Origin of the sequence: Amycolatopsis sp. NPDC101161 (assembly GCF_044768185.1) — a bacterium.
Lineage (GTDB): Bacteria > Actinomycetota > Actinomycetes > Mycobacteriales > Pseudonocardiaceae > Amycolatopsis.
In genome coordinates this window covers 2,001,490-2,020,599 of record NZ_JBIWPI010000001.1, presented here as the reverse complement: position 1 = coordinate 2,020,599, position 19,110 = coordinate 2,001,490, and the positions used below count along the sequence as shown (strand labels likewise).

At 69.9% G+C, this 19,110-nt stretch carries 21 protein-coding genes and 1 pseudogene; 13 read left to right on the top strand and 9 right to left on the bottom strand.

All coding sequences use genetic code 11. The annotated features are described in order from the left end of the window. Window positions 1-69 precede the first annotated feature (69 nt). Window positions 70-1,095 (bottom strand): LacI family DNA-binding transcriptional regulator, encoded by a 1,026-nt coding sequence (locus ACIRSS_RS09925; RefSeq protein WP_400892818.1) that lies wholly within the window; start codon window positions 1,093-1,095, stop codon window positions 70-72. Window positions 1,096-1,264: 169 nt separating this feature from the next. Here ACIRSS_RS09925 and ACIRSS_RS09920 point away from each other — a divergent pair, with 169 nt between their 5' ends. The 4 genes from ACIRSS_RS09920 to ACIRSS_RS09905 all read left to right on the top strand — a co-directional run bounded on the left by ACIRSS_RS09920 (window position 1,265) and on the right by ACIRSS_RS09905 (window position 3,745). Then, complete coding sequence (locus tag ACIRSS_RS09920) at window positions 1,265-1,942, top strand: PIG-L deacetylase family protein (protein ID WP_400892815.1); 678 nt, start codon at window positions 1,265-1,267, stop codon at window positions 1,940-1,942. Further along, complete coding sequence (locus tag ACIRSS_RS09915; protein ID WP_400892812.1) at window positions 1,939-2,688, top strand: HAD-IA family hydrolase; 750 nt, start codon at window positions 1,939-1,941, stop codon at window positions 2,686-2,688. Before ACIRSS_RS09920 ends, ACIRSS_RS09915 begins: the two co-directional genes overlap by 4 nt. 304 nt (window positions 2,689-2,992) lie before the next feature. After that, the gene (locus ACIRSS_RS09910; RefSeq protein ID WP_400892810.1) at window positions 2,993-3,313 is read left to right on the top strand and encodes an alpha/beta fold hydrolase; all 321 of its coding nucleotides are present in this window, start codon (window positions 2,993-2,995) and stop codon (window positions 3,311-3,313) included. 18 nt (window positions 3,314-3,331) lie between these two features. Continuing rightward, the gene (locus tag ACIRSS_RS09905) at window positions 3,332-3,745 is read left to right on the top strand and encodes a hypothetical protein (RefSeq protein ID WP_400892807.1); all 414 of its coding nucleotides are present in this window, start codon (window positions 3,332-3,334) and stop codon (window positions 3,743-3,745) included. 160 nt (window positions 3,746-3,905) lie between these two features. On the opposite strand, the gene ACIRSS_RS09900 is transcribed toward ACIRSS_RS09905, so the two are convergent. Further along, window positions 3,906-4,619, bottom strand: a complete 714-nt coding sequence (locus ACIRSS_RS09900; protein WP_400892805.1) for a GntR family transcriptional regulator — start codon at window positions 4,617-4,619, stop codon at window positions 3,906-3,908. A 118-nt stretch (window positions 4,620-4,737) separates the two neighbouring features. Here ACIRSS_RS09900 and ACIRSS_RS09895 point away from each other — a divergent pair, with 118 nt between their 5' ends. The 7 genes and pseudogenes from ACIRSS_RS09895 to ACIRSS_RS09865 form a co-directional block, all read left to right on the top strand. After that, window positions 4,738-5,670: a VOC family protein gene (locus ACIRSS_RS09895; RefSeq protein WP_400892802.1), complete on the top strand. Its 933-nt coding sequence runs from the start codon at window positions 4,738-4,740 to the stop codon at window positions 5,668-5,670. A gap of 33 nt (window positions 5,671-5,703) precedes the next feature. Continuing rightward, window positions 5,704-6,522 (top strand): fumarylacetoacetate hydrolase family protein, encoded by an 819-nt coding sequence (locus ACIRSS_RS09890; protein WP_400892800.1) that lies wholly within the window; start codon window positions 5,704-5,706, stop codon window positions 6,520-6,522. Further along, window positions 6,522-7,295: a pirin family protein gene (locus ACIRSS_RS09885; RefSeq protein WP_400892797.1), complete on the top strand. Its 774-nt coding sequence runs from the start codon at window positions 6,522-6,524 to the stop codon at window positions 7,293-7,295. The genes ACIRSS_RS09890 and ACIRSS_RS09885 overlap by 1 nt, the downstream gene beginning before the upstream one ends. Further along, complete coding sequence (locus ACIRSS_RS09880; RefSeq protein WP_400892795.1) at window positions 7,238-7,390, top strand: pirin-like C-terminal cupin domain-containing protein; 153 nt, start codon at window positions 7,238-7,240, stop codon at window positions 7,388-7,390. Before ACIRSS_RS09885 ends, ACIRSS_RS09880 begins: the two co-directional genes overlap by 58 nt. 15 nt (window positions 7,391-7,405) lie before the next feature. Continuing rightward, complete coding sequence (locus tag ACIRSS_RS09875) at window positions 7,406-8,401, top strand: fumarylacetoacetate hydrolase family protein (RefSeq protein WP_400892792.1); 996 nt, start codon at window positions 7,406-7,408, stop codon at window positions 8,399-8,401. 31 nt (window positions 8,402-8,432) lie between these two features. Beyond that, the gene (locus tag ACIRSS_RS09870; protein ID WP_400892789.1) at window positions 8,433-9,896 is read left to right on the top strand and encodes an amidohydrolase family protein; all 1,464 of its coding nucleotides are present in this window, start codon (window positions 8,433-8,435) and stop codon (window positions 9,894-9,896) included. 251 nt (window positions 9,897-10,147) lie between these two features. Next, window positions 10,148-10,548, top strand: a pseudogene (locus ACIRSS_RS09865) (flavin reductase family protein); the annotation flags it as partial. On the opposite strand, the gene ACIRSS_RS09860 reads toward ACIRSS_RS09865, so the two are convergent. The 4 genes from ACIRSS_RS09860 to ACIRSS_RS09845 form a co-directional block, all read right to left on the bottom strand. Next, a complete protein-coding gene (locus ACIRSS_RS09860) occupies window positions 10,545-10,814 on the bottom strand; it encodes a hypothetical protein (RefSeq protein WP_400892787.1) in 270 nt (89 codons plus the stop codon). The pseudogene ACIRSS_RS09865 and the gene ACIRSS_RS09860 overlap by 4 nt on opposite strands. 234 nt (window positions 10,815-11,048) lie before the next feature. Further along, a complete protein-coding gene (locus ACIRSS_RS09855; RefSeq protein WP_400892784.1) occupies window positions 11,049-12,821 on the bottom strand; it encodes a CocE/NonD family hydrolase in 1,773 nt (590 codons plus the stop codon). Continuing rightward, window positions 12,818-13,942 carry an FAD-dependent oxidoreductase gene (locus ACIRSS_RS09850; RefSeq protein ID WP_400892782.1) on the bottom strand — a complete coding sequence of 375 codons (1,125 nt, stop codon included), beginning with the start codon at window positions 13,940-13,942 and terminating at the stop codon, window positions 12,818-12,820. The genes ACIRSS_RS09855 and ACIRSS_RS09850 overlap by 4 nt, the downstream gene beginning before the upstream one ends. 134 nt (window positions 13,943-14,076) lie before the next feature. Next, window positions 14,077-14,445, bottom strand: a complete 369-nt coding sequence (locus ACIRSS_RS09845) for a MerR family transcriptional regulator (protein ID WP_400892779.1) — start codon at window positions 14,443-14,445, stop codon at window positions 14,077-14,079. A gap of 55 nt (window positions 14,446-14,500) precedes the next feature. Here ACIRSS_RS09845 and ACIRSS_RS09840 point away from each other — a divergent pair, with 55 nt between their 5' ends. Next, window positions 14,501-15,637 (top strand): serine hydrolase domain-containing protein, encoded by a 1,137-nt coding sequence (locus ACIRSS_RS09840; RefSeq protein ID WP_400892776.1) that lies wholly within the window; start codon window positions 14,501-14,503, stop codon window positions 15,635-15,637. Window positions 15,638-15,652: 15 nt separating this feature from the next. On the opposite strand, the gene ACIRSS_RS09835 is transcribed toward ACIRSS_RS09840, so the two are convergent. Together ACIRSS_RS09835 and ACIRSS_RS09830 are read right to left on the bottom strand one after the other, a co-directional pair. After that, on the bottom strand, window positions 15,653-16,135 hold the full coding sequence (locus ACIRSS_RS09835) for a nuclear transport factor 2 family protein (RefSeq protein ID WP_400892773.1): 483 nt from the start codon (window positions 16,133-16,135) through the stop codon (window positions 15,653-15,655). Then, window positions 16,132-17,145 (bottom strand): NADP-dependent oxidoreductase, encoded by a 1,014-nt coding sequence (locus ACIRSS_RS09830; RefSeq protein ID WP_400892770.1) that lies wholly within the window; start codon window positions 17,143-17,145, stop codon window positions 16,132-16,134. Before ACIRSS_RS09830 ends, ACIRSS_RS09835 begins: the two co-directional genes overlap by 4 nt. 111 nt (window positions 17,146-17,256) lie before the next feature. Between ACIRSS_RS09830 and ACIRSS_RS09825 the strand changes: the two genes are divergently transcribed. Next, window positions 17,257-17,811, top strand: coding sequence for a TetR/AcrR family transcriptional regulator (locus ACIRSS_RS09825; protein WP_400892767.1), 555 nt, complete (start codon window positions 17,257-17,259; stop codon window positions 17,809-17,811). A gap of 9 nt (window positions 17,812-17,820) precedes the next feature. On the opposite strand, the gene ACIRSS_RS09820 is transcribed toward ACIRSS_RS09825, so the two are convergent. After that, window positions 17,821-19,095, bottom strand: coding sequence for an alpha/beta hydrolase family protein (locus tag ACIRSS_RS09820; RefSeq protein ID WP_400892764.1), 1,275 nt, complete (start codon window positions 19,093-19,095; stop codon window positions 17,821-17,823). Window positions 19,096-19,110 lie beyond the last annotated feature (15 nt).

The window sequence follows — 19,110 nt, the reverse complement described above, 5'->3', positions numbered from 1 at the left end:
ACCTCCCGCCCACCGCCTCCGACCACTCCCCAGCGTAGGCGTGACGACCTGCTGGCCGGCGCGTGCGGGCTACGCCGCCTTCCGCGACCACAGCGTGGTGGTCTCGCGGATGTGGAGCCGAGCTTCGAAACGGGTTTTGACCAGCGCGGCCTGGGGGTGGGAGATCCGGGCGAGGAGAGCCTTGACGGCCTGCTCGCCGAGCCGGCCCGGGAAGGTGGCGACGGTCGTCAGCGTCGGGTGGTGCACGGACGCGGCGTCGATGTCGTCGAAACCGACAACGGCCACGTCCTGACCGGGCCGGACCCCTTGCCGCTGCAGCTCGGCGATGACACCGAGCGCGACGCTGTCGGCGTAGGCGACGATGGCATCCGGTGGTTGCCCGCCCGCGAGCAGGTTCCGAGTCGCCTGCGAGCCGCCGGCCTGCTCGAGGTCGACATCCACGTACGACGCCGCGTCGAGGTCGAGGCCATGCTCTTCGAGCCCCAGCCGCAGCCCTTCTTCCCGTTCCGCGCGGACGACACAGTCGGGCGGCCCCCCGACGTAGGCAACCCGGCGGACCCCGAGCGAGACCAGGTGATCGGCCACCTCCACCGCGGCAGAGACGTTGTCGACGCCGATGAAGTCGGATCGGTGGTACGGCAGCCAGCGGTCGATCACGACGTGCGGGGCGGTCCGGCCGCCGACGATCTCCGCCAGACCACGACCGCGGCTCTGGCTGGCCGGCAGCAGGACGACGCCGTCGACGCGCTGCTCGACCATGGTCGCGAGCAGGCGGTTCTCCCGCTCGGGCTGATCTCTGCTGTACCCCGTGAGCAGGGTGCACCCGGCGGCCTCGGCCTGTTCCTCGATCGCCATCGTCAGGTCGGCGAACCAGGGATCGCGCACTCCGGGCAGGATCAGGCCCATGGTCATGGTGCGCTGGGTGCGCAGGTTCGCGGCTTGCCTGTTGTAGACGTAACCGAGGCGCATCATGGTGGCGCGCACTCGCTCCGTCGTCTGCGGCGAGATCTTGCTGCTTCCGCGCACCACCAGCGACACCGTCGCCCTCGAGACGCCGCTGGCGTCGGCGACGTCGCTGATCGTCACGCGTTCCACAGGCAGAGAATAGCCCCGTTGGATCGATCTACCAGCTGGAGCTTGACCGCGCGGTCGCGGCCGCACTGTTCCGTTCGGCTTGCTCGGGGTGGCACCGGCCTTGACAACCTCCAGCTGCGAAGAGACGCTTCAACGAAGAGTTAGATCGATCTACCATGGTGGTGCTTCCGTGCGCGTGACCGTGTTCGCCCCGCATCCCGACGACGAGCTGATCGGCTGCGGCGGCAGCGTCCTCAACTGGGTACGGGCCGGAGCGGAGGTGTCGGTCGTCTACCTGACCAGCGGTGACGCCCCGGTCGACGGCAAGTCCCGCGACGAGCTCGCCGCCCTGCGCGAGGGCGAGGCGACCGCCGGCGCGAAGCTGCTGAACGTCACCGAGCTGTCGTTTCTGCGGGAGCCCGACGGCTGCCTCACCGACGGACCGCAGGTGATCGCCAAGCTCGTCGGCCAGCTCCGGCACCGACGTCCGAACCTCGTCTACGTCCCGCACGCGCTCGACGACCACCCGGACCACATGGCGACCCACCGGCTTCTGAAGCGGGCCGTGAACGACGCCGCGGGCCCGTGGTGGGTCGAAGCCGGTCTGGAACCCTGGCGGGTCGAGACGACGCTCGCCTACGAGGTGTGGACCCCGATACCACGACCGACCTACCTCGAAGACACCACCGACGCCATCGACGAGCAGCTCGAAGCGCTGGCCCAGCACCGGTCCCAGCTGAGCCAGGTCCCGTACGACTCCTTCGTGCGAGGCCTCGGCGCGTACCGCGGCGCGCGGCTCGGCCACGGCCGCTACGCGGAAGCCTTCGAAGTGCTCGGCATTCAGCACCTCCCCGGAAGGGCACCGTGACCGCGCGCGACATCGGCCGACGCCGTCATCAATGGCCGTCGCCCCTTCTCGGTAACCACCGCGAAAGGACAGGACCAGCGCCCATGCCTGACCCGTTCAACGTCACTGCCGACGGCTTCCTGTTCGACATGGACGGAACGCTGGTCGACTCGACCGCCGTCGTCGAAGCCGTCTGGACCCGGTTCGCGGCGCGGTACGGCCTCGACGCGGAGGCGATCATCCGTTACTCCCACGGGCGCCCCTCGATGGCCACCCTCGCGGAGTTCCTGCCCGACCACACCCTAGGAGAACGCGAAGCCATCGCTGCCGACCTCGCCGAGCAGGAACTCGCCGATACCGACGGCATCGCGGAGATCCCCGGCGCCGGCGCGGTGATGACAATCCTCCGGGAAGCGGGGGCTCCACTGGCTGTCGTCACGAGCGCACCGCGCGATCTCGCGTTGCTCCGCATGAAGGCCGCAGCCGTTCCCGTGCCGGACGTGCTCATCTCCGCCGACGACATCACCCACGGCAAGCCCGACCCTCAAGGCTTCCTCCAGGCAGCCGGCCGCCTCGGCATCCCCCCGGCCCGGTGCGCCGCCTTCGAAGACTCCGAAGCCGGTCTGCTGGCCGCACGCGCGGCGGGCACGACGACAATTGTGGTCGGCGCGCACACCTCCGCGACTGCGGCCGACCTGCCGCGCATCCCGAACTACGTCGACCTCACCGCCACCGTCGACGGGAGCCGGTACTCCCTGCACGCTTGAAAGGGCGGTGGCGACGACGTCCTCCGGCCGGCGCAGCTTCCGGGCGGTCAGCACCCCCGCGTCCGGTCCCATCTCGGCTGCCGCAGGAGCTGCTGGGCCTCGGGCAGAAAGGCCGCGCCCGCGGCGGTGAGCCGGCCGCCCTGCGGAGTCCGTTCCGGCAGGCGCACGCCGAGAGCGTTCCGGCCCAGCGGCAGATCCAGATCGGGAAGCGCGAAACCCGGCGTACCCGTGATGCGGGTGCGGCATGGCCAGGTGCGAAACAGGTCTTGGACGGTTCGCCTCCGCCGCTGCTGTCCTTAAGTCCATGACCATCGTCTTCGTCAATGGCGTTCCCGTGACCCCCGCGGTGTGGACTCCCCTGCTCGGCGAGCTGCCCCGGACCCGGAGTCAGGAGGTGGTCACGCTCGCGCCTCCCGGCTTCGGCGCACCGCTGCCGCCCGGTTTCGGAGCCACCTACTTCGACTACCGGACCTGGCTCATCGACGAGCTGGCCCGGATCGACGCGCCGGTGGACCTCGTCGGTCACAGTCTCGCCGGTGGGTACGTCCTGGAGGTGGCGATGACCCGGCCGGACCTGCTCCGCAGCTGGGTCAGCGACACCGTCGGAGGGTACGAGCCGGACTAAACCTGGCACGAGATCGCGATGCTCTGGCAGACACCCGGCGCGGGCGAGCACCACGTGGCGGAACTGTTCTCGGGAGGCCACCGGGAGCGGGCAGCGCGCATGGTCGAGTGGGGCATCCCCGAGCCGACGGCCGGCGAGGTGGCATCCGCTCAGGGCCCGGAGATGGGAAAAGCCATCCTCGCCCTGTACCGGTCGATCCCCCCGGCGGTCCTGCTGGAGCGCGGCACCGACCTTCCGGCGGCGGCCGCCAAGCCGGGGCTGGTCCCCGTCGCCACCGAGGACGTCACCACCGGCAGTGTCGCTCTCCGCCACCGCGCCGCCCGGCGCGCCGGCGCTCGCGCTGTCGATCTGGACGGCCTCGGCCACTGGTGGATGCTGGAAGACCCGGCACGGTCGGCACGCTTGCTGGTGGATTTCTGGGACGGTGTATAGAAATTCTCGGCCGCGGCTGTTTCTCGACCGCTGAGCTGCGCCCGGCCGACGTCGGCGAGCGCGCGGGCCGGGCGACCGGTGCGGCTCGCCACGGGCGATCGGCTCCCGCAGCTCGCCGGACGATCTCGTGTGCCGGAACGCGAGCGACCTGCGATCCGGATCAGCTCGCCGCGCCGCTCGCGGGTTCGCCGTCGGCCGCGGGCAGGCCGAAGCTGGAGAGGATTTGCGCTGTCCGGGTCACGTGCGCTTCGAACCGTGCTACGGCCAGGTCGGCGTCGCGCGCGAGCGCGGCCTCGAGCAGTCCCCGGTGCTCGGCGGCGACATCGCGGTGCACGTGCCGGGTTCCGGTGGCCGACCACGCCCGGTAGAGCTCGGCGGTGTCGGTCAACCGCGAGCAGATGTCGAGCAGGATCGGGTTGCCGCAGGCCTTGATCAGGGCGTGGTGGAAGTCGATGTGCGCCTGGGCCCACTCGTCGTTGCGCGGTGGCGGGTCGCCGGGCAGGAACAACGGCCGGCTGGCCAGCCGGTGGTGCGCGGCCAGGACTTCGGACTCCCAGCTGACGTCGCCCCGCTGCACCGACAGCCGCACCGCCGCGCCTTCGTTGATCAGCCGGGCCTCGGTCAAGTCCGCCAGCGTCTCCTCGGTCAGCGGGGTGACGTGGAAGCCGCGGTTGCGGTCGATGCGCACGAGTCCCTTGGCGCCCAGCATTCCGAGCGCCTCCCGGACGACGCTCAGGCTCACGCCGTAGCGACCGCTGAGGTCCGCGGGCTTCAGCCGCTGCCCCGGGAGGAGTTCGCCGCTGTTGAGGATCGCGGATCGCACCTGCTCGTACACGGCCACGGCCAGGCTCTCTCCACCCGCACGCTTCACCATGTCCGCAACGATACCACACTCTGATCAATAGAATCGATTCTCTAGTTGACGATCGAGAGTTTGTGATGGAGTATGAAATCTTCAGAGGTCGTCACCCATCCGAGCAAGGAGGCCATCGATGGGGCTGCACCGCCTGACCGACATCACCATCGGCGTGCCGAACGTCGAGGAAACCGCCGGCTACTACCGGGAATTCGGGCTCACCCCCTCCGGCGAGGGCAACGGGCACCGGTTCGCCACCACGGACGGAGGCGAACAACTGCACATCAGGCACAGTCCGCGCCGGCGGCTGCTGACCCTCGGCGTCGGCGTCGACGACCCGGACGACCTGGAGCGCATCAAGGCGTCCTTGAACCGGCTCGAGTTCGATGCCCGGCGCGAAGGCGACGCCCTCCGCGCCGCCGACCCGGTCACCGGCCTCGAGGTCGTGGTGTCGGTAGCACCTCGGCTGCAGCAGACGCCGACGCCCGCTCCCCCGTACAACACACCCGGCGCGGTCACCCGGCCCGACGTGCGGGCACCCGGCATCGGCCGGGAAGAGCCGGTCCGGCCCCGGAAGCTCGGTCACGTGGTTTTCGGGTCGACCGACCAGGCCGCGACCCAGCGGTTCTTCACCGAAGGCCTCGGCTTCAAGGTCAGCGACGAAGCCCCGGGACTCGCGTCGTTCATGCGCTGCTCCACCGACCACCACAACGTCCTCGTCCAGCAGGCGCCCGTCAGCTTCCTGCACCACACGTCGTGGGAGGTCGACGACGTCGACGAGGTCGGCCGCGGCGCGACCACGATGCTGGAAGGCCACCCGGAGCGGCACACCTGGGGGCTGGGCCGGCACTACATCGGCTCGAACTTCTTCTGGTACCTGCGCGACCCGGCGGGCAACTTCTCCGAGTACTACTCCGACCTCGACTGCATCGTCGACGACCAGCTCTGGAAACCCGGCGTCGTCGCCGGCGAGAAGAGCCTCTACGCCTGGGGACCGCCGCCCCCGCCGTCGTTCCTCAAACCCGAGGACCTCGCGGAACTGATGACCGACTCGCACGAGAAAGCCTGATCGACCATGCGTATCGCCAATGTGGCAGGACGCTTGAACCTCCTCGTCGCCGGCCGTGCCATCGACGTAGCCAGTGCCAGCGGGGGCCGCTTCGCCGCGGATCCCCAAGCCGTGTACGAGGTCTTCGACGACTTCAAGCAGTGGGCAGCCACGCAGGACGACCACCGTGACGCGACCGAGCCGGCCCCGGCGTCGCTCGGCTCGCCCGCGCCGGCACCCCGGCAGGTCTTCGCGATCGGTCTCAACTACGCGGACCACGCCGCCGAGGGCGGTGTCACCCAGCTCCCGGAGGAGCCGACGGTCTTCACCAAGTTCGTGAGCTCCTTCTCCGGGCCGGTCAGCGTGGTGCGCCTGCCGACCGCGGCCGTCGATTGGGAGGTGGAGCTCGTCGCGGTGATCTCCCGGACGGCCCGCGACGTCGACCTCGAGTCCGCCTGGAGCCACGTGGCCGGGCTGACCGTGGGCCAAGACCTTTCGGAGCGCCGGTCGCAGCTGCGCGGACCGGTCCCGCAGTTCAGCCTGGCCAAGTCCCACGCCGGGTTCTCCCCCACCGGCCCGGTCCTCGTGACGCCGGACGAGCTGCCCGACCCCGACGACCTGGAGATCGGGTGCACGGTCAACGGCGAGGAAGTGCAGAAGGCCCGGACGGCCGACATGATCTTCTCCGTCCCGGAGCTGATCGCACACCTGTCGTCGGTCGTCACCCTGTACCCCGGCGACGTGATCTTCACCGGTACTCCGGCCGGCGTGGGCATGGGCCGGAAGCCCGAGCGGTACCTGCGGCCCGGAGACGAGCTCCGCAGCTGGGTCGAGGGAATCGGCGAGCTGCGGCAGCAGTTCGTGGAGCGCTGATGAACATCCCGCAACGCACTCTCGCGCGGATCGAAAGCAAGACGCACCTGGGGCCGGACGCTCAAGTGGACGACCGGTACCTCGTCATGAGCCCGGCACGTCCGGAGCTGACCGATCCTTTCCTCGTCCTGAGCGAAGACTGGTTCTCTTCTCCCGGCTTCGAATGGCACCCGCACCGCGGCGTGGAAACCGTGACCCTGGTCGTCGACGGCGTCCTCGAGCACGGAGACAGTGCCGGCAACAGCGGCGCGCTGACCACCGGTGACGTGCAGTGGATGACCGCGGGCCACGGCATCATCCACCGCGAGCTCGCCTTCCGCGACGAACGGGCACACACCCTCCAGCTGTGGGTGAACCTTCCCGCCGACCGAAAGCTGACCGGTCCGCGCTACCAGGACCTGCTCGCCGGGCAACGCCCTGTCGTCGAGCAGGACGGCACCCGGATCGACGTGATCTCGGGCCGGGTGGGCGAGCTCAGCGGACCCGCCGTCAACGAGTGGCCCATCTCCGGCGCGATTCTCACGCTGGAACCCGGTCATCGGCTCGACCACCTCCTGCCCGGCCGCGACCGCGCGTTCCTCTACGTCCTCGCCGGCCTGGCGTCGATCGCCGGACACGCCGTCGAACCGGTCAGATCGCCTGGTCCGACCCCGCACCACCGGCACCCGTCTCCTCGATCGCCGTGGAGGCGCGAGGAGACACACCCGTCGTCGTCATGGCCTACAGCGGAGAACCGATCAGGGAGCCCGTCGCCGTCGGCGGCCCGTTCGTGATGAACACCGAGGACGAGATCGCCCAGGCCTTCCGTGACTTCCACCGCGGCGGCTTCGGTGACGTCCCCCGCCAAGCCCGCCTCCAGTACCGCTGACCGAACAGGGGAACCATGCGCCTGGTCACCTACGTCGCCCCCGGCGAGCTGCCGCGGGTGGGCATCCAGCACGGCGACTTCGTCGTCGACCCCGATCGCGCGCTGCGGAGTGCCGCACGCGACGCACCACGCGTTCCCACCGAGATGGTGGCTTTCTTCGGAGAAGGTGCGCGCGGGCTCGACCTCGGCGCGCACGCACTGCTCCTCGCCGACGAGCACGGACCCGAGCTGAGCGCGCCGGACGGGACACCGGCGGTCTTGCCCATCGACGACGTGCGGTTGCTGGCACCGGTCCCCCGCCCGCGCCGCATCCGCGACTACCTGACCTACACCGACCACGCGGCAGGATCCGGGCTACCGGTTCCACCGGCCTTCACCGCCATGCCGATCTGCTACCAGGGCAACGCCGAGACGGTCGTCGGACCCGGTGATCCGCTGTTGTGGCCGTCCTACACCGGACAGCTCGACTTCGAACTCGAGCTGGGCTTCTTCACTTCGGGCGGCGGGGTCAACCTCACTCCCGACGAGGCGGGCCGCCTGATCGCCGGCGTGACGATCTTCAACGACGTGAGCGCGCGGGACATCCAGTTCTTCGAGATGAGCCTGACCATCGGGCCGTCCAAGGGAAAGCACTTCTGCACCGCGATGGGGCCGAGCGTGCTCACCATGGACGAAGTCGACGAATGGGCGATCGGGCTGACGGCCCGGGTCAACGGCGAAACCTGGGCGAGCGGAACCACGGCCGACCGGCAGTTCTCGTTCGCCGAGGTGCTGGCTTGGGCCTCCCTCGACGAACCCGTCCATCCTGGAGAGTTCTTCGCGCTCGGCACCGTCGGCGGCGGCTCCGGTCTCGAACTGGGCCGCTGGATCCAGCCCGGTGACGTCGTCGAGCTGGAAGCGTCCGGCGTCGGCGTGCTGCGCAACCCGGTCGGCGCCCGGCAGATCCCACCGCCCGGCGCCGGGCTGCCCAGCTACACCGGCGCGCCGCGCGCCGCCCCCGCGTCTTCCTAGCCCACCGAACCAGTCATGAAGGAGTACAGCCATGCCTGAGAACCCCGCCACCGCCCCGCTCGACACCGGCCGTCCGGGTCGGCGCTACCTCATCCGCGGCGGAGCCGTCATGTCCATGGACCCGGACGTGGGCGACTTCGAGATCGCCGACGTCCTCGTCGACGGGGCCAAGATCGCCGCCGTCGCCCCCACGATCGAGGCACCCGGGGTCGACGTCGTCGACGCACGCGGGCGCATCGTCATGCCCGGCTTCATCGACACCCACCACCACTTGTTCGAGACCGCGCTGCGCTCGTTCCTCGCCAACGGCCTGCTGGTCGACGACGGATCCGGCACGCCGAGCGCGGACCCCACGTACGTCGGCCACGTCCTGCAGCGGTTCGCGCCGGTGTACCGGCCCGAGGACGTCTACATCAACACGCTCTTCGGCGGGCTCGCTCAGCTCGACGCCGGCGTCACCACCGTGCTCGACGTCTCCCAGATCCACCACTCCCCCGAGCACACCGACGCCGCGATCGAAGCTTTGGCCGACGCCGGCCGTCGCGCGGCCTTCGGCTACTTCGAAGGCGACGGCCGCGCCGAAGCCCGCTACCCCCAGGATGCCTACCGCATCCGCAAGCAGTGGTTCTCCTCCGACGACCAGCTGGTGACCATGGTCATGGGTGGCGAGTTCTACCTCGGCGAAGAGCTGTATTCGAACGCCTGGGGCATCGCCCGCGAGCTGGACCTGCAGATCGCCGCCCACGCCGTCGGAGCGTTCGGCATGCGGCCGCTCCTCGACGACATCGCCCACGGACGCGGCGGGACGGGGAAGGACATCGGCTTCGGCCCGGACGTGCTCCTCATCCACATGACCGGCATGTCGGACTTCGCGTGGGAGCGCGTCCGCGACGCCGGTGTCCACGTCTCGGTGTCCACACCGATCGAGATGACCATGCGCCACGGCACCCCTCCGCTGCTGAAGCTGCAGCAGCTGGGCTTGGAGCCTTCCCTCAGCTCCGACGTCGAGACCACCATGGCTCCCGACGCCTTCACGCTCATGCGCTCCACGATGACCATGCAGCGCATGCTGGTCAACGAAAGCGTCCTCGCCCAGGGAGGCTTCACCCCGCCGGACCACTACCCGACTCCCGCGCCAGGTACTCCGCAGCTCTTCACCGTCCGCGATGTCCTGCGGTTCGCCACCATCAACGGCGCCGAACACCTGCGTCTCGACCGCAGGACCGGCTCACTGACTCCGGGCAAGGAAGCCGACATCGTCCTGCTCGACGCCACCGCACTCAACGTCACCCCGCTCAACAGTGTGCCTGGAGCCGTGGTGTCGCTCATGGACCGGAGCAACGTCGAGACCGTCGTCGTCGCCGGCAAGATCCGCAAGTGGCGTGGATCCCTGCTGGACGCCGACCTCGTCCGCCTGCGCGGTGAGCTCGAGCGGTCACGCGATCACCTGTTCCGCGCCGCGGACGTCCGGCTGAACCTGTTCTCCTACAGCTGACGCCGGTCAAGGTCGGCCCGCGCTTGTCATGTGACCGGCGGAGCCGCCGATCGCGGCCGGGATCCGACCATTCCACGAGAAACACGGACTTCGTCGGTGCACGACCCCTGGGTGAGGCGTGCCGAGAGCATGCCGTCGGCCGGCCCGAACGCGTTGCCGGCCGCGGCTTGCGCTTCCGTGAACTCCTTCTCACGACCTGGCTTCACGCTCATCTCGGTGGACGGGTCGAAAGTGAATCTGCCGGAGCCGTCGGTCGCCGGGTGTGCCTGCGCCCGCAGGACGAGCACGGCCTGCTCGACGTGGCCGCGCTGCTCGGCGAGCCCACCCTGGACACCGCCGTCTACTGCTACGGCCCCGAGCCGCTGCTGAAGGCCGTGGAGGCGCACTGCGCCGCTTGGCCGGCGGGGACGCTGCGCGTGGAGCGGTTCTCCCCGGCGGACGGAGTCCTCGACGGCCCGACGACCGGGAGGCGGGCATCCCCGTCATCTACAACTGCGAGGAAGGGACCTGCGGGGTCTGCGAGACACCCGTCCTCGACGGCGAGCCGGACCACCGCGACTCGGTGCTCACCGAGCATGAGCGCGAAACGGGCGCCTGCATGATGATCTGCGTGTCCCGGGCACGTTCCGCGCGGCTCGTCCTCGACGCTTAGGAGAGCCGGGGTCGACATCCGGCGGCGAAGGCGCGGATTCCACGGATCGGGGACACCGGTTGTCCGATCGAGACAACTCGCGATTCCCGTCGCCGCCCGTCTTGATCCTCGACGGCACGCGCACGGTCAGTCAGCGCAGTGGCGAACCGGTCCTCGAAGCGCCGGATCCAGACGAAGGTGTCCTCGTCGGCGAGCGCGGTGAACGAGCCGGCCGGCTCGGCGCCGCGGCCGGGGTGGGCGTGCTCCGTCCGGATCTCGTAGAACACGGTCCTTCTCCCTCGTGTCCGTGGTCAGTCCCGGGAGGCGGGGCCAGCTCGACCAGCTCGGCGGCCGGCACGGTTTTCGGTGTCCTGCCGTAGTAGTGGGTCGACAGGTCGAGCGTCACCTCGTCGGCGAACAGCTTCCGCAGAGCTGCCCCAGTCCTGGTCGTCCTGGGCGTGGGCGAGGCCGGGCGACGACGTCGGCGATGGCCGTCCGCTCCGCCGGCTCCTGCAGCGCGCTCATGCTCGGTCCTCTTCGGACGTGGGGCGTTCGATCACCGGCAGGATCAGCCGGCTGGGATGCGCGGGTCCGTGGAGGACGTGGTTGACGGCAACCACCACGGCGTCCGCGCCGTCGGTGGCGATCGTCGCGCCGGTGTTGGTGTTGCGGTCGTAGCGGGGGAAGTTGCTGCTGGAGACCTCGAGCCGGATGCGGTGCCCGGGCCGGAAGACGTTCGCGGTGACGCCCAGGTCGAGGGTGAGCTCGGCGACCGTGCCCGGCGCCAGCGGCGCGGGTTCGGTGAGCGACTCGCGGTAGCGGACGCGCTGGATGCCTTCGCACAGCAGGATCGCCCGGCCGTCGGGGTGCACGTCGACGAGCTTGCCGGTGAAGTCGGTGTCCGGTGTGGACGAACGGATGTGCAGCACCAGGGTGATGTGGCCGGTGACCTCGACGGGCCGCCGGAGAACCGGAGTGGTGAAGCACAAGACGTCTTCGCGCGTTTCGACCGCGGTCTGGTCGGCTGGTCCGGGGTAGGTGCCCGGCGCGGCGGCGAGCACCGTGCCGCCCAGGCTGGGCACCGGATCGCGCGGGTCGTAGCGGAAGGTGTCGGTCGCGTCCTCGGCCGGGGCGTCACGGGTCAGAACGCCGTCGCCGGCGGCGGTGTTGGCCCGGCCGCCGCCGGTGAGGAAGAAGTCGCTGTACCGGGTGTCCGGCAGCGGCCAGTCCGGCTCGTCACGCCACTCGTCGGCCCCCATGACGAAGATCCGGACGCGCTGGGTGTCGTCGGGGGCTGTCGTCCGGCCGCGGACCCAGCGGTCGAAGAACCGCAGGTGGGCTTCCGTGACGCCGGCGGCCTTGATGCTGCCGGCGAGGCCGAACGACCGGTCGGGGTAGGTGCCGAGGTCGGTGCCGTCGGCGTGGGACCAGGGACCGATGATCAGCCTCTGGCCGTCGCGGGCCTCGGCACTGCCACCGTGCTGACGCATCGCCGTGTACGACCGCACGGTCTCGCCGATGAACACGTCGTACCACCCTCCTATCTGGAGGGCCGGGACGGTGATGCGGTGGCAGTGGTCGATCGCGGAGATGTCCCGCCAGAACGCGTCCCGGTCCGGATGGTCGAGCACCTGGCCGAGCCAAGGCAGGTGGCGGGTCAGCGCGCCGCGGCCGGCGACCGGCTGCGGGTCGTGCAGCAGGTGCGGGTCGGACAGGCCGGACAGCAGTACCCGGGCGTCGGCGGCGTCATCGTGTCCGTCGGCGTCGCCGCGGCGCAGGTTGCGCAATGCCGACAGGGTCCCCCAGGTCAGGACGGCGTCCTGCGACAGCGCGCCGCCCGGCGAGCGCCAGGGAGCCGCGTACGGGTCGGCGGAGCTCATCACGGGTGCGATCGCCCGCAATGCGGGCGCGTCGTGCGGGGCCGCCTGCCACTGCGTGAATCCCATGTAGGACCCACCCCACATGCCGACCGCGCCGTCACACCACGGCTGGTCGGCCAGCCACGCCAGGGTGTCGAGACCGTCCGGGCCCTCGTGGGCGTGGGGTACGAACGTCCCGGCGGAACGGGATGTGCCCCGGACGTCCTGGGCCACCACCGCGTAACCGGCACCCACGAGAGCGAACACGTCCGGCAGCTTCGGGTTGCCGTACGTTCCGGCGTCGTCCTTGCCGTAGGGCGTGCGGACCAGCAACACGGGGAACGGTCCCGGCCCGGCGGGCCGCCACACGTTCGTGGCGAGGGCGATGCCGTCGCGCATCGGCACCGGCACGTCGACTTCGACGGTGAAGGTCATGCCTTCGCCGCGTTCTGTGCCCGCGCGGAAGTCAGCATCCAGTGACTGAACTCGGCGTAGCGCTGAGCGAACTCCTGCGGAGTGGGCGCGTGTTCCACCGCATCGGACAGTCGAGCGGCGTGGGCGTACCGCGGGATCTGGCGGGCTTCGTAGGCAGCCAACGCGCCGGGCACGTCGCCGCCGGGCGAGAGCAGGTTGCCGAGCAGGGCCGCGTCTTCGATGCCCAGCGTGGCGCCCGCGGTGATGTGCGGTGACATCGCGTGTGCCGCGTCGCCGGCCAGCACGACCCGGGCCGAAACCCAGTGCGGCAGGGGTGGTACGAGCATGATCCGGTTGTGCAGGATCCGCTCTTCGGGGGTCGCGGAGATCAGTTCGGTCAGGACCGTGTTCCGCCCTTCCTCGCCGAGGTGGGCGGCCCGCTGGAGGGCCTGCTCCTTCAGGGTGCCGGTCAGCGGGGGCGTGTCGAACTGGTTCACCAGCCAGTAAACGCTTCCGTCGTAGGTGCGGACGTACCCGCCGCGACAGCCCTCGGTGCCCAGGATCAGCCGGTTCTCGGTCACGGAGAGGCCGGTGGCCGGGATGACGGCGCGCCAGGCGTGGTGGCCGGCGTGTTCCCGCGCCGCGGTGTCCGGCGCCAGCTGCGCGCGCACCGTCGAGTACGCACCGTCGGCCCCGACGAGCACGTCGGCGTCCGCGCTGCTGCCGTCGGACAACCGGACCGTGACCCGGTCGGCGTGCTCGGAGTACTCCTCGAACCCGGTGGCCAGGCGAATGTTCTCCCGCCCGACGGCGTCGGCGAGGAGGTCGGTCAGCTTCGCCCGGTGTACCAACAGGAACTGGTGGTCCTCCTCGCCGAACCCCGGTGTGTCGAGCAGCCGCCCGCCGACGTCGTGGAAGTACATTTCGCTGGGTTTGCCGATGGCGCGCACCTGCTCGCCGACGCCGAGTTCGTCGAACGCCGCGAGCGCGTTCGCCCAGAGTCCCAGCCCCGCCCCGGCGGCGCGGATCTCGGGAGCCCGCTCGTGGATCACCACGTCCAGTCCGGCGCGGCGCAGCGCGAGGCCGGTCGTAAGACCCACGATCCCGCCGCCGATGACCACGGCCCGCGTCCGAATGTCCATTGCGTACTCCTCACTCGTCTCGTTTTCGACGGTAGGGACGCCGGCCGATTCTTTCCAGTGCAATGTTGGTACACATCAATTTCGCCTGTGATAATCGGCCGATGGACTACGACCTGCACACCTCGGCGCCGGCGTCAGCCGGCGTGCTTCCGAAGCTCGCTCAGGTAGGCGGCGATCGCGTCCCGGTTGCGGGCCAAGACGTCGATGCGCGTGCTCATCCGGTCCCGCTCGCGTTCGAGCGCCGCCACCGTCTCCGCCGTGACGCCTTCGAAGACGATCGGATCGCGTGGTGAGGCGAGGCACGGCAGGACCGCGCGGATCACCTCCGTGGACAGGCCCGCGTTCAGCAGTTCACGGATCTGCCGGACGCGGCCCAGGGCCGTCTCGTCGTAGTCGCGGTAGTTGTTCGGCCCGCGCGTCGAGGTGATCAACCCCTTCGCTTCGTAGAACCGCACTTGGCGCGTCGAGGCGTCTGCTCGCGCGGCCAGTTCACCGATGCGCACATCACAACGCTACTCCTTGACCTTGACGCAGGTGTCAAGGTTCGAGGCTGGCCGCATGAGTGAACCGAACGGAACCGTCAGCCCGGCCTTCGAACCCGTCCGCGATGTCGTGGCGGGGCACCTTCGTCGCGGAACCGAGGTCGGCCTGTCCCTGGTCGTCGACGTGGACGGGGATCGGGTGGTGGACCTGTGGGGCGGTCATCGCGACGGGGCACGCACCCGGCCGTGGCAGCGCGACACCATCACCAACGTGTGGTCGATCACGAAGACCGTGACCAGCCTGGCCGCCTTCCTGCTCGTCGACGCGGGCGAACTGGACGTGTCCGCGCCGGTCGCCCGCTACTGGCCCGAATTCGCCGCGCACGGCAAGGCACAGGTCGAGGTGCGGCACCTGTTGTCCCACACCTCCGGCGTTTCCGGCCTCGACCATCCCGCACGGCTCGAGGACTTGTACGACCCGCGTACGGCCGCGGCGCGAATGGCCGCCCAAGCGCCCTGGTGGCGCCCCGGCTCGGCGTCCGGCTACCACGTGCTGAACTACGGCCACCTGATCGGGGAACTGGTGCATCGCCTGACCGGTCAGTCCTTGCGCGAGTTCGTGCACCAGCACATCTCCGTCCCCCTGGGCGCCGACTTCCGGATCGGGTTGCGTGCGTCCGATGTGGACCGGGTTGCCGACGTCCTCCCGCCCGCGATCGATTTCGACCCGTCGGTCTTGGCGCGGGATACCGTCGCGTACAAGACTTTCACCGGCCCCGCGGTGAGCGCGGCCGCGGCCAACAGCCCCGCGTGGCGCGCCGCGGAACTGGGCGCGGCCAACGGGCACGGCAACGCCGCGTCGCTGGCCGAGATCCTGGCTCCCCTCGCGCGCTCCGGTGCTTCCGCCAACGGCCTCCTGCTCAAGCCCGGCACCATCGACCTCATCTTCGACCAGCAGTCCGACGGTACGGATCTCGTCAACGGCCTCCACCTCAAGTGGGGCCTCGGGTTCGCGCTGGCCGACCGGCGGACGGTCCCGTGGATCCCGGAAGGGCGCATCGCCTTCTGGGGTGGCTGGGGCGGCTCGATGATCATCCTGGATCTCGATCGGCACGTCACGATCAGCTACGTCATGAACAACATGGGCGCCGACATCCTCGGCTCACCGCGCGCCGCGGCCTACACCACCGCGTTCTACGACGCCCTGTCTTGATCCGCTCCCCGACTGCTACCAGGCGTTGTCCGTGCCGAGGAACAGCTCGGCGATCCGCCACTCGCCGCCGCCGTGATCGAGCCGGAAGGTGTAGAAGCCGGTGGCGATCACGCCCGAGCCTCCGCCCGCGTTCGAGGTGAGCAGGAGGTAGGCGTGCACCAAGGCCGTGTCGGCGTCCGCGCTGTGGACGACGACGTTGACCAGGTTGTGCCGTCGCTGGTCGGTCTCGGCGCCCATCGCGTCACGTGCGAACTCGAGGATCGCCGGTCGTCCGACGACGGGTCCGAGGTCGTTCTCGCCGGCGATCTTGAACGTCCACGTGGCGTCTTCGGTCAGGACGGCTTCCAGGGCCGTCAAGTCCTGCTGGTCGAGGGCGAAGGCGTAACGAGCCAGTGCCTGGTGGACGGCGAACTGCTCCGCCGGGTCGAGAGCCACCGGCCCCGGAGGGATCGCGGTGAGGTAGCTGCTTCCCCAGCCAGGGGCGGCCTTCGCGCTCATGCGACCGTCAGCACGATCTTGCCCCGCAGGTGTCCCTCGGCAGCTCGCTTGTGCGCTGCGTGGGCGTCCTCGAGGGGGAAGGTGCTGTCGATCGCCACGCGGATCGTGCCTTCTTCGTGCAAGCGCCCGAGTTCGGCGAGCTGCGCGCCGTTCGCGCGGACCTGGGTGGCGGTGACCGTGACCCCGAGCTTCGCGTTCTCCTCGTCGTCGAACTCGCCGAAGTACACCGGGTAGAGAGCCCCACCGCGCTTGAGGGTGCGCAGGAAGCGCCGGCTGTGCGGACCTCCGACGTTGTCCAGGACGAGGTCGAGGTCGCGAGCGACGTCTTCGGGCCGGTCCTCGGTGTAGTCGATGACTTCGTCGGCACCGAGTTCGCGCAGGAAGTCCTCGTGGGCACCCGAGGCCACGGCGATGACGCGGGCGCCCTTCCACTTGGCCAGCTGGAGGGCCAGGTGTCCCACGCCGCCGGCCGCGCCGTTGACGAGCACCGTCTTCCCGCTGTCGAGCGCCATCGGGCGGTGCTGGGCCTTCTGGAACGGCGAGGGGTGGTCGTGGCCGAGCTCGATCAGGAACTGCCACGCCGTCAACCCCGACATGGCCAGGGCGGCGGCGTGCACGTGGTCGACGGCGGCCGGTTTGCGGGCGAGGTCGGACGCCGGGGCGGTGACGTACTCGGCGTAGGCGTCGCTTTGGAGCACCGCGGGGAAGCGCAGCAGCCCGAACACCTCGTCACCGACCGCGAAGCCGTCGACACCGGCACCGATCGCTGCCACGACACCCGAGACGTCGGTGCCCGGGATCAAGGGCAGTTCCATCGGGGGCTTCAGCTCGGCGGGCACGTCGGGCATGCCTTCCCGCGCGTACCAGTCGGGAGGGTTCACTCCGACCGCGTGCACGCGGATGAGCACCTCCCCCGGCCCCGCTTCGGGGACCGGCACGTCCTCGTACCGCAGTACCTCGGGCCCGCCGAACTCGTGCAGCCGGATCGCTTTCATGGTCTGTGCCGGCACGACACTCTCCTTCGTCTCTCACGCGGTAAGCTAAGTGAACCAGGGATCCGTTTTTCCGGACCACTGATCCGAATATATGGTTCAGTGGTCCACTTAGTCAAGGGAGGGCTCATGCGGGCGGATGCCCAAGCCAACCGCGACCGCCTGCTCGTCGTCGCCGGCGCCGTCTTCGCCGAGCAGGGTGTCGAGGCGTCGATGCGGGACATCGCGCGCCGGGCCGGGGTCGGGCTGGCGACGCTGCTGCGGCACTTCCCGACCCGGGAGGCGTTGCTGGAGGCCCTGCTCCGGACGAGCTTCGACGAGTTGACGGCCCGGGCGGCCGAGGTCGAGGCCACCGGCTCGCCTCGAGAGGCGCTGATGACGTGGGTGCGTGAGTTCGTCGGTTTCACCACGGACAACCACGGGGTGGTGACGTCGATGGTGAAGGCGATCGAGGAACCCGAATCCGCGCTTCACGCTTCCTGCGTCGCCCTGCGTGCGGCTGGTGCCCGGATCCTCGGCAGCGCCCAGGCCGCGGAAGTGGCGCGGCCCGATATCGATGGTGAAGATCTCTTCGCCCTGGTTTCGGCGTTCGCCTGGCTCGGCGACCAACCCGGGCACGAAGCACGCGCCAGGCGGCTCTTCGACCTCGTGATGGGCGCGATCCTGACCGATCGGGCCGGCTGACGCCCGGTGCTACGCGTGGTTCGCCACCTGCCGGTCGAGCCAGTCGTAAACGATCTCCTCGCCGCCGGGATTGCCCATGTGGCGCAGACCGCTGCGCGCGTGGATCTCCTTGCGACCGCCGGACAGTGCCACCAGGATGCTGTCCTCGATGGGGAAGATCGAGTCCTCCATGCCGTTGAGGCACAGCAGGAGGCTGGACGGCCGGTCCAGGATCCCGCTGTCCAGCAGGCTGAACTTCGATCCTCGCGCCCGGTAGTCCGCGACCGCGTTCTCGCCACGGAATCCGTGTTTCCAGGCCAGCGCCTCGACCAGCGCGAACGGGTATTCCATCTGGTCTTGACGATCGATCCAGTCCGGGTGGTACATGTAGTGCGCTCCCCCACCCTGACTGACCACTGCGAGCATTCGCTCCGCATGGGTGTGGGCAAGCCGGAAAGCGTTGTAGCCGCCCGTGCTGATGCCTCGCGCGCAGATCTTGCCGGTGTCCACGGCGTAGGTGCCGGCGTTGGCGTCGACCCAGTCGAGGACGCTGCTCATGAGGCGGTCCGTCGACCGCGGGTCGTGAGCGGCGGCGGGGCAGTCGCCGGTTCCCGGGATCTCGAACGACACCGTCACGAAGCCCCGCTCGACGTGCGCCTGGGTGCGTGGCGTGTTGTCCGTCTTGTAGGCGTCCAGTCCGCAGATGAACAGCAGGACCGGCCGGCCACCAGGGGGCGGGGGCCCCTGCGGAACGCGCAGGTAGGCGCGGATGTCCGTGGTCGAGTCCCCCGCGGTGGCGTCGGCGTGGGTGAAGGGGATGCTCACCGGGATGATGGGCGGATCGAGAAGCCGGCCACCTTTCTCGTACGCGGCCTTGCCCAGTGACCACGCCTTCTCACCGTGCGCCGAGCGGATGATCGGGAAGCGGGAGATCCGGCAGACGGCAGCGGCGCGCAGGAAGAGGTCGCGGGCCTGCTCCTGGCGTCCGGCGGAGAGGTGCCCCTCGGCCTGGGCGACCAGATCTTCGGCCACGGGAACGAACGGTGCCCCGTACTCGTCCGGTCGCGACAGGATGGCGGTGTCGTCGCCCGAGACGCGGACCAGCTCGGCGAAGATCGGGTCGAAGTCCTCGACGTTCCCGTCGAAGAAGGGATAGATGCCCGCGGCGGCGTTGGGGCGCCATTTGTCCGCCCAGAGCAAGGAGACGGCATCGTGGTGGTCGAAGTACGGATACCCGTTCTTCAGCCCCTTGGCGGACGTTTGGACGTGGAACGGCGGGCAGAGAACCCGAGGGGAGTTGCTCATCGTGCACTTTCTCCG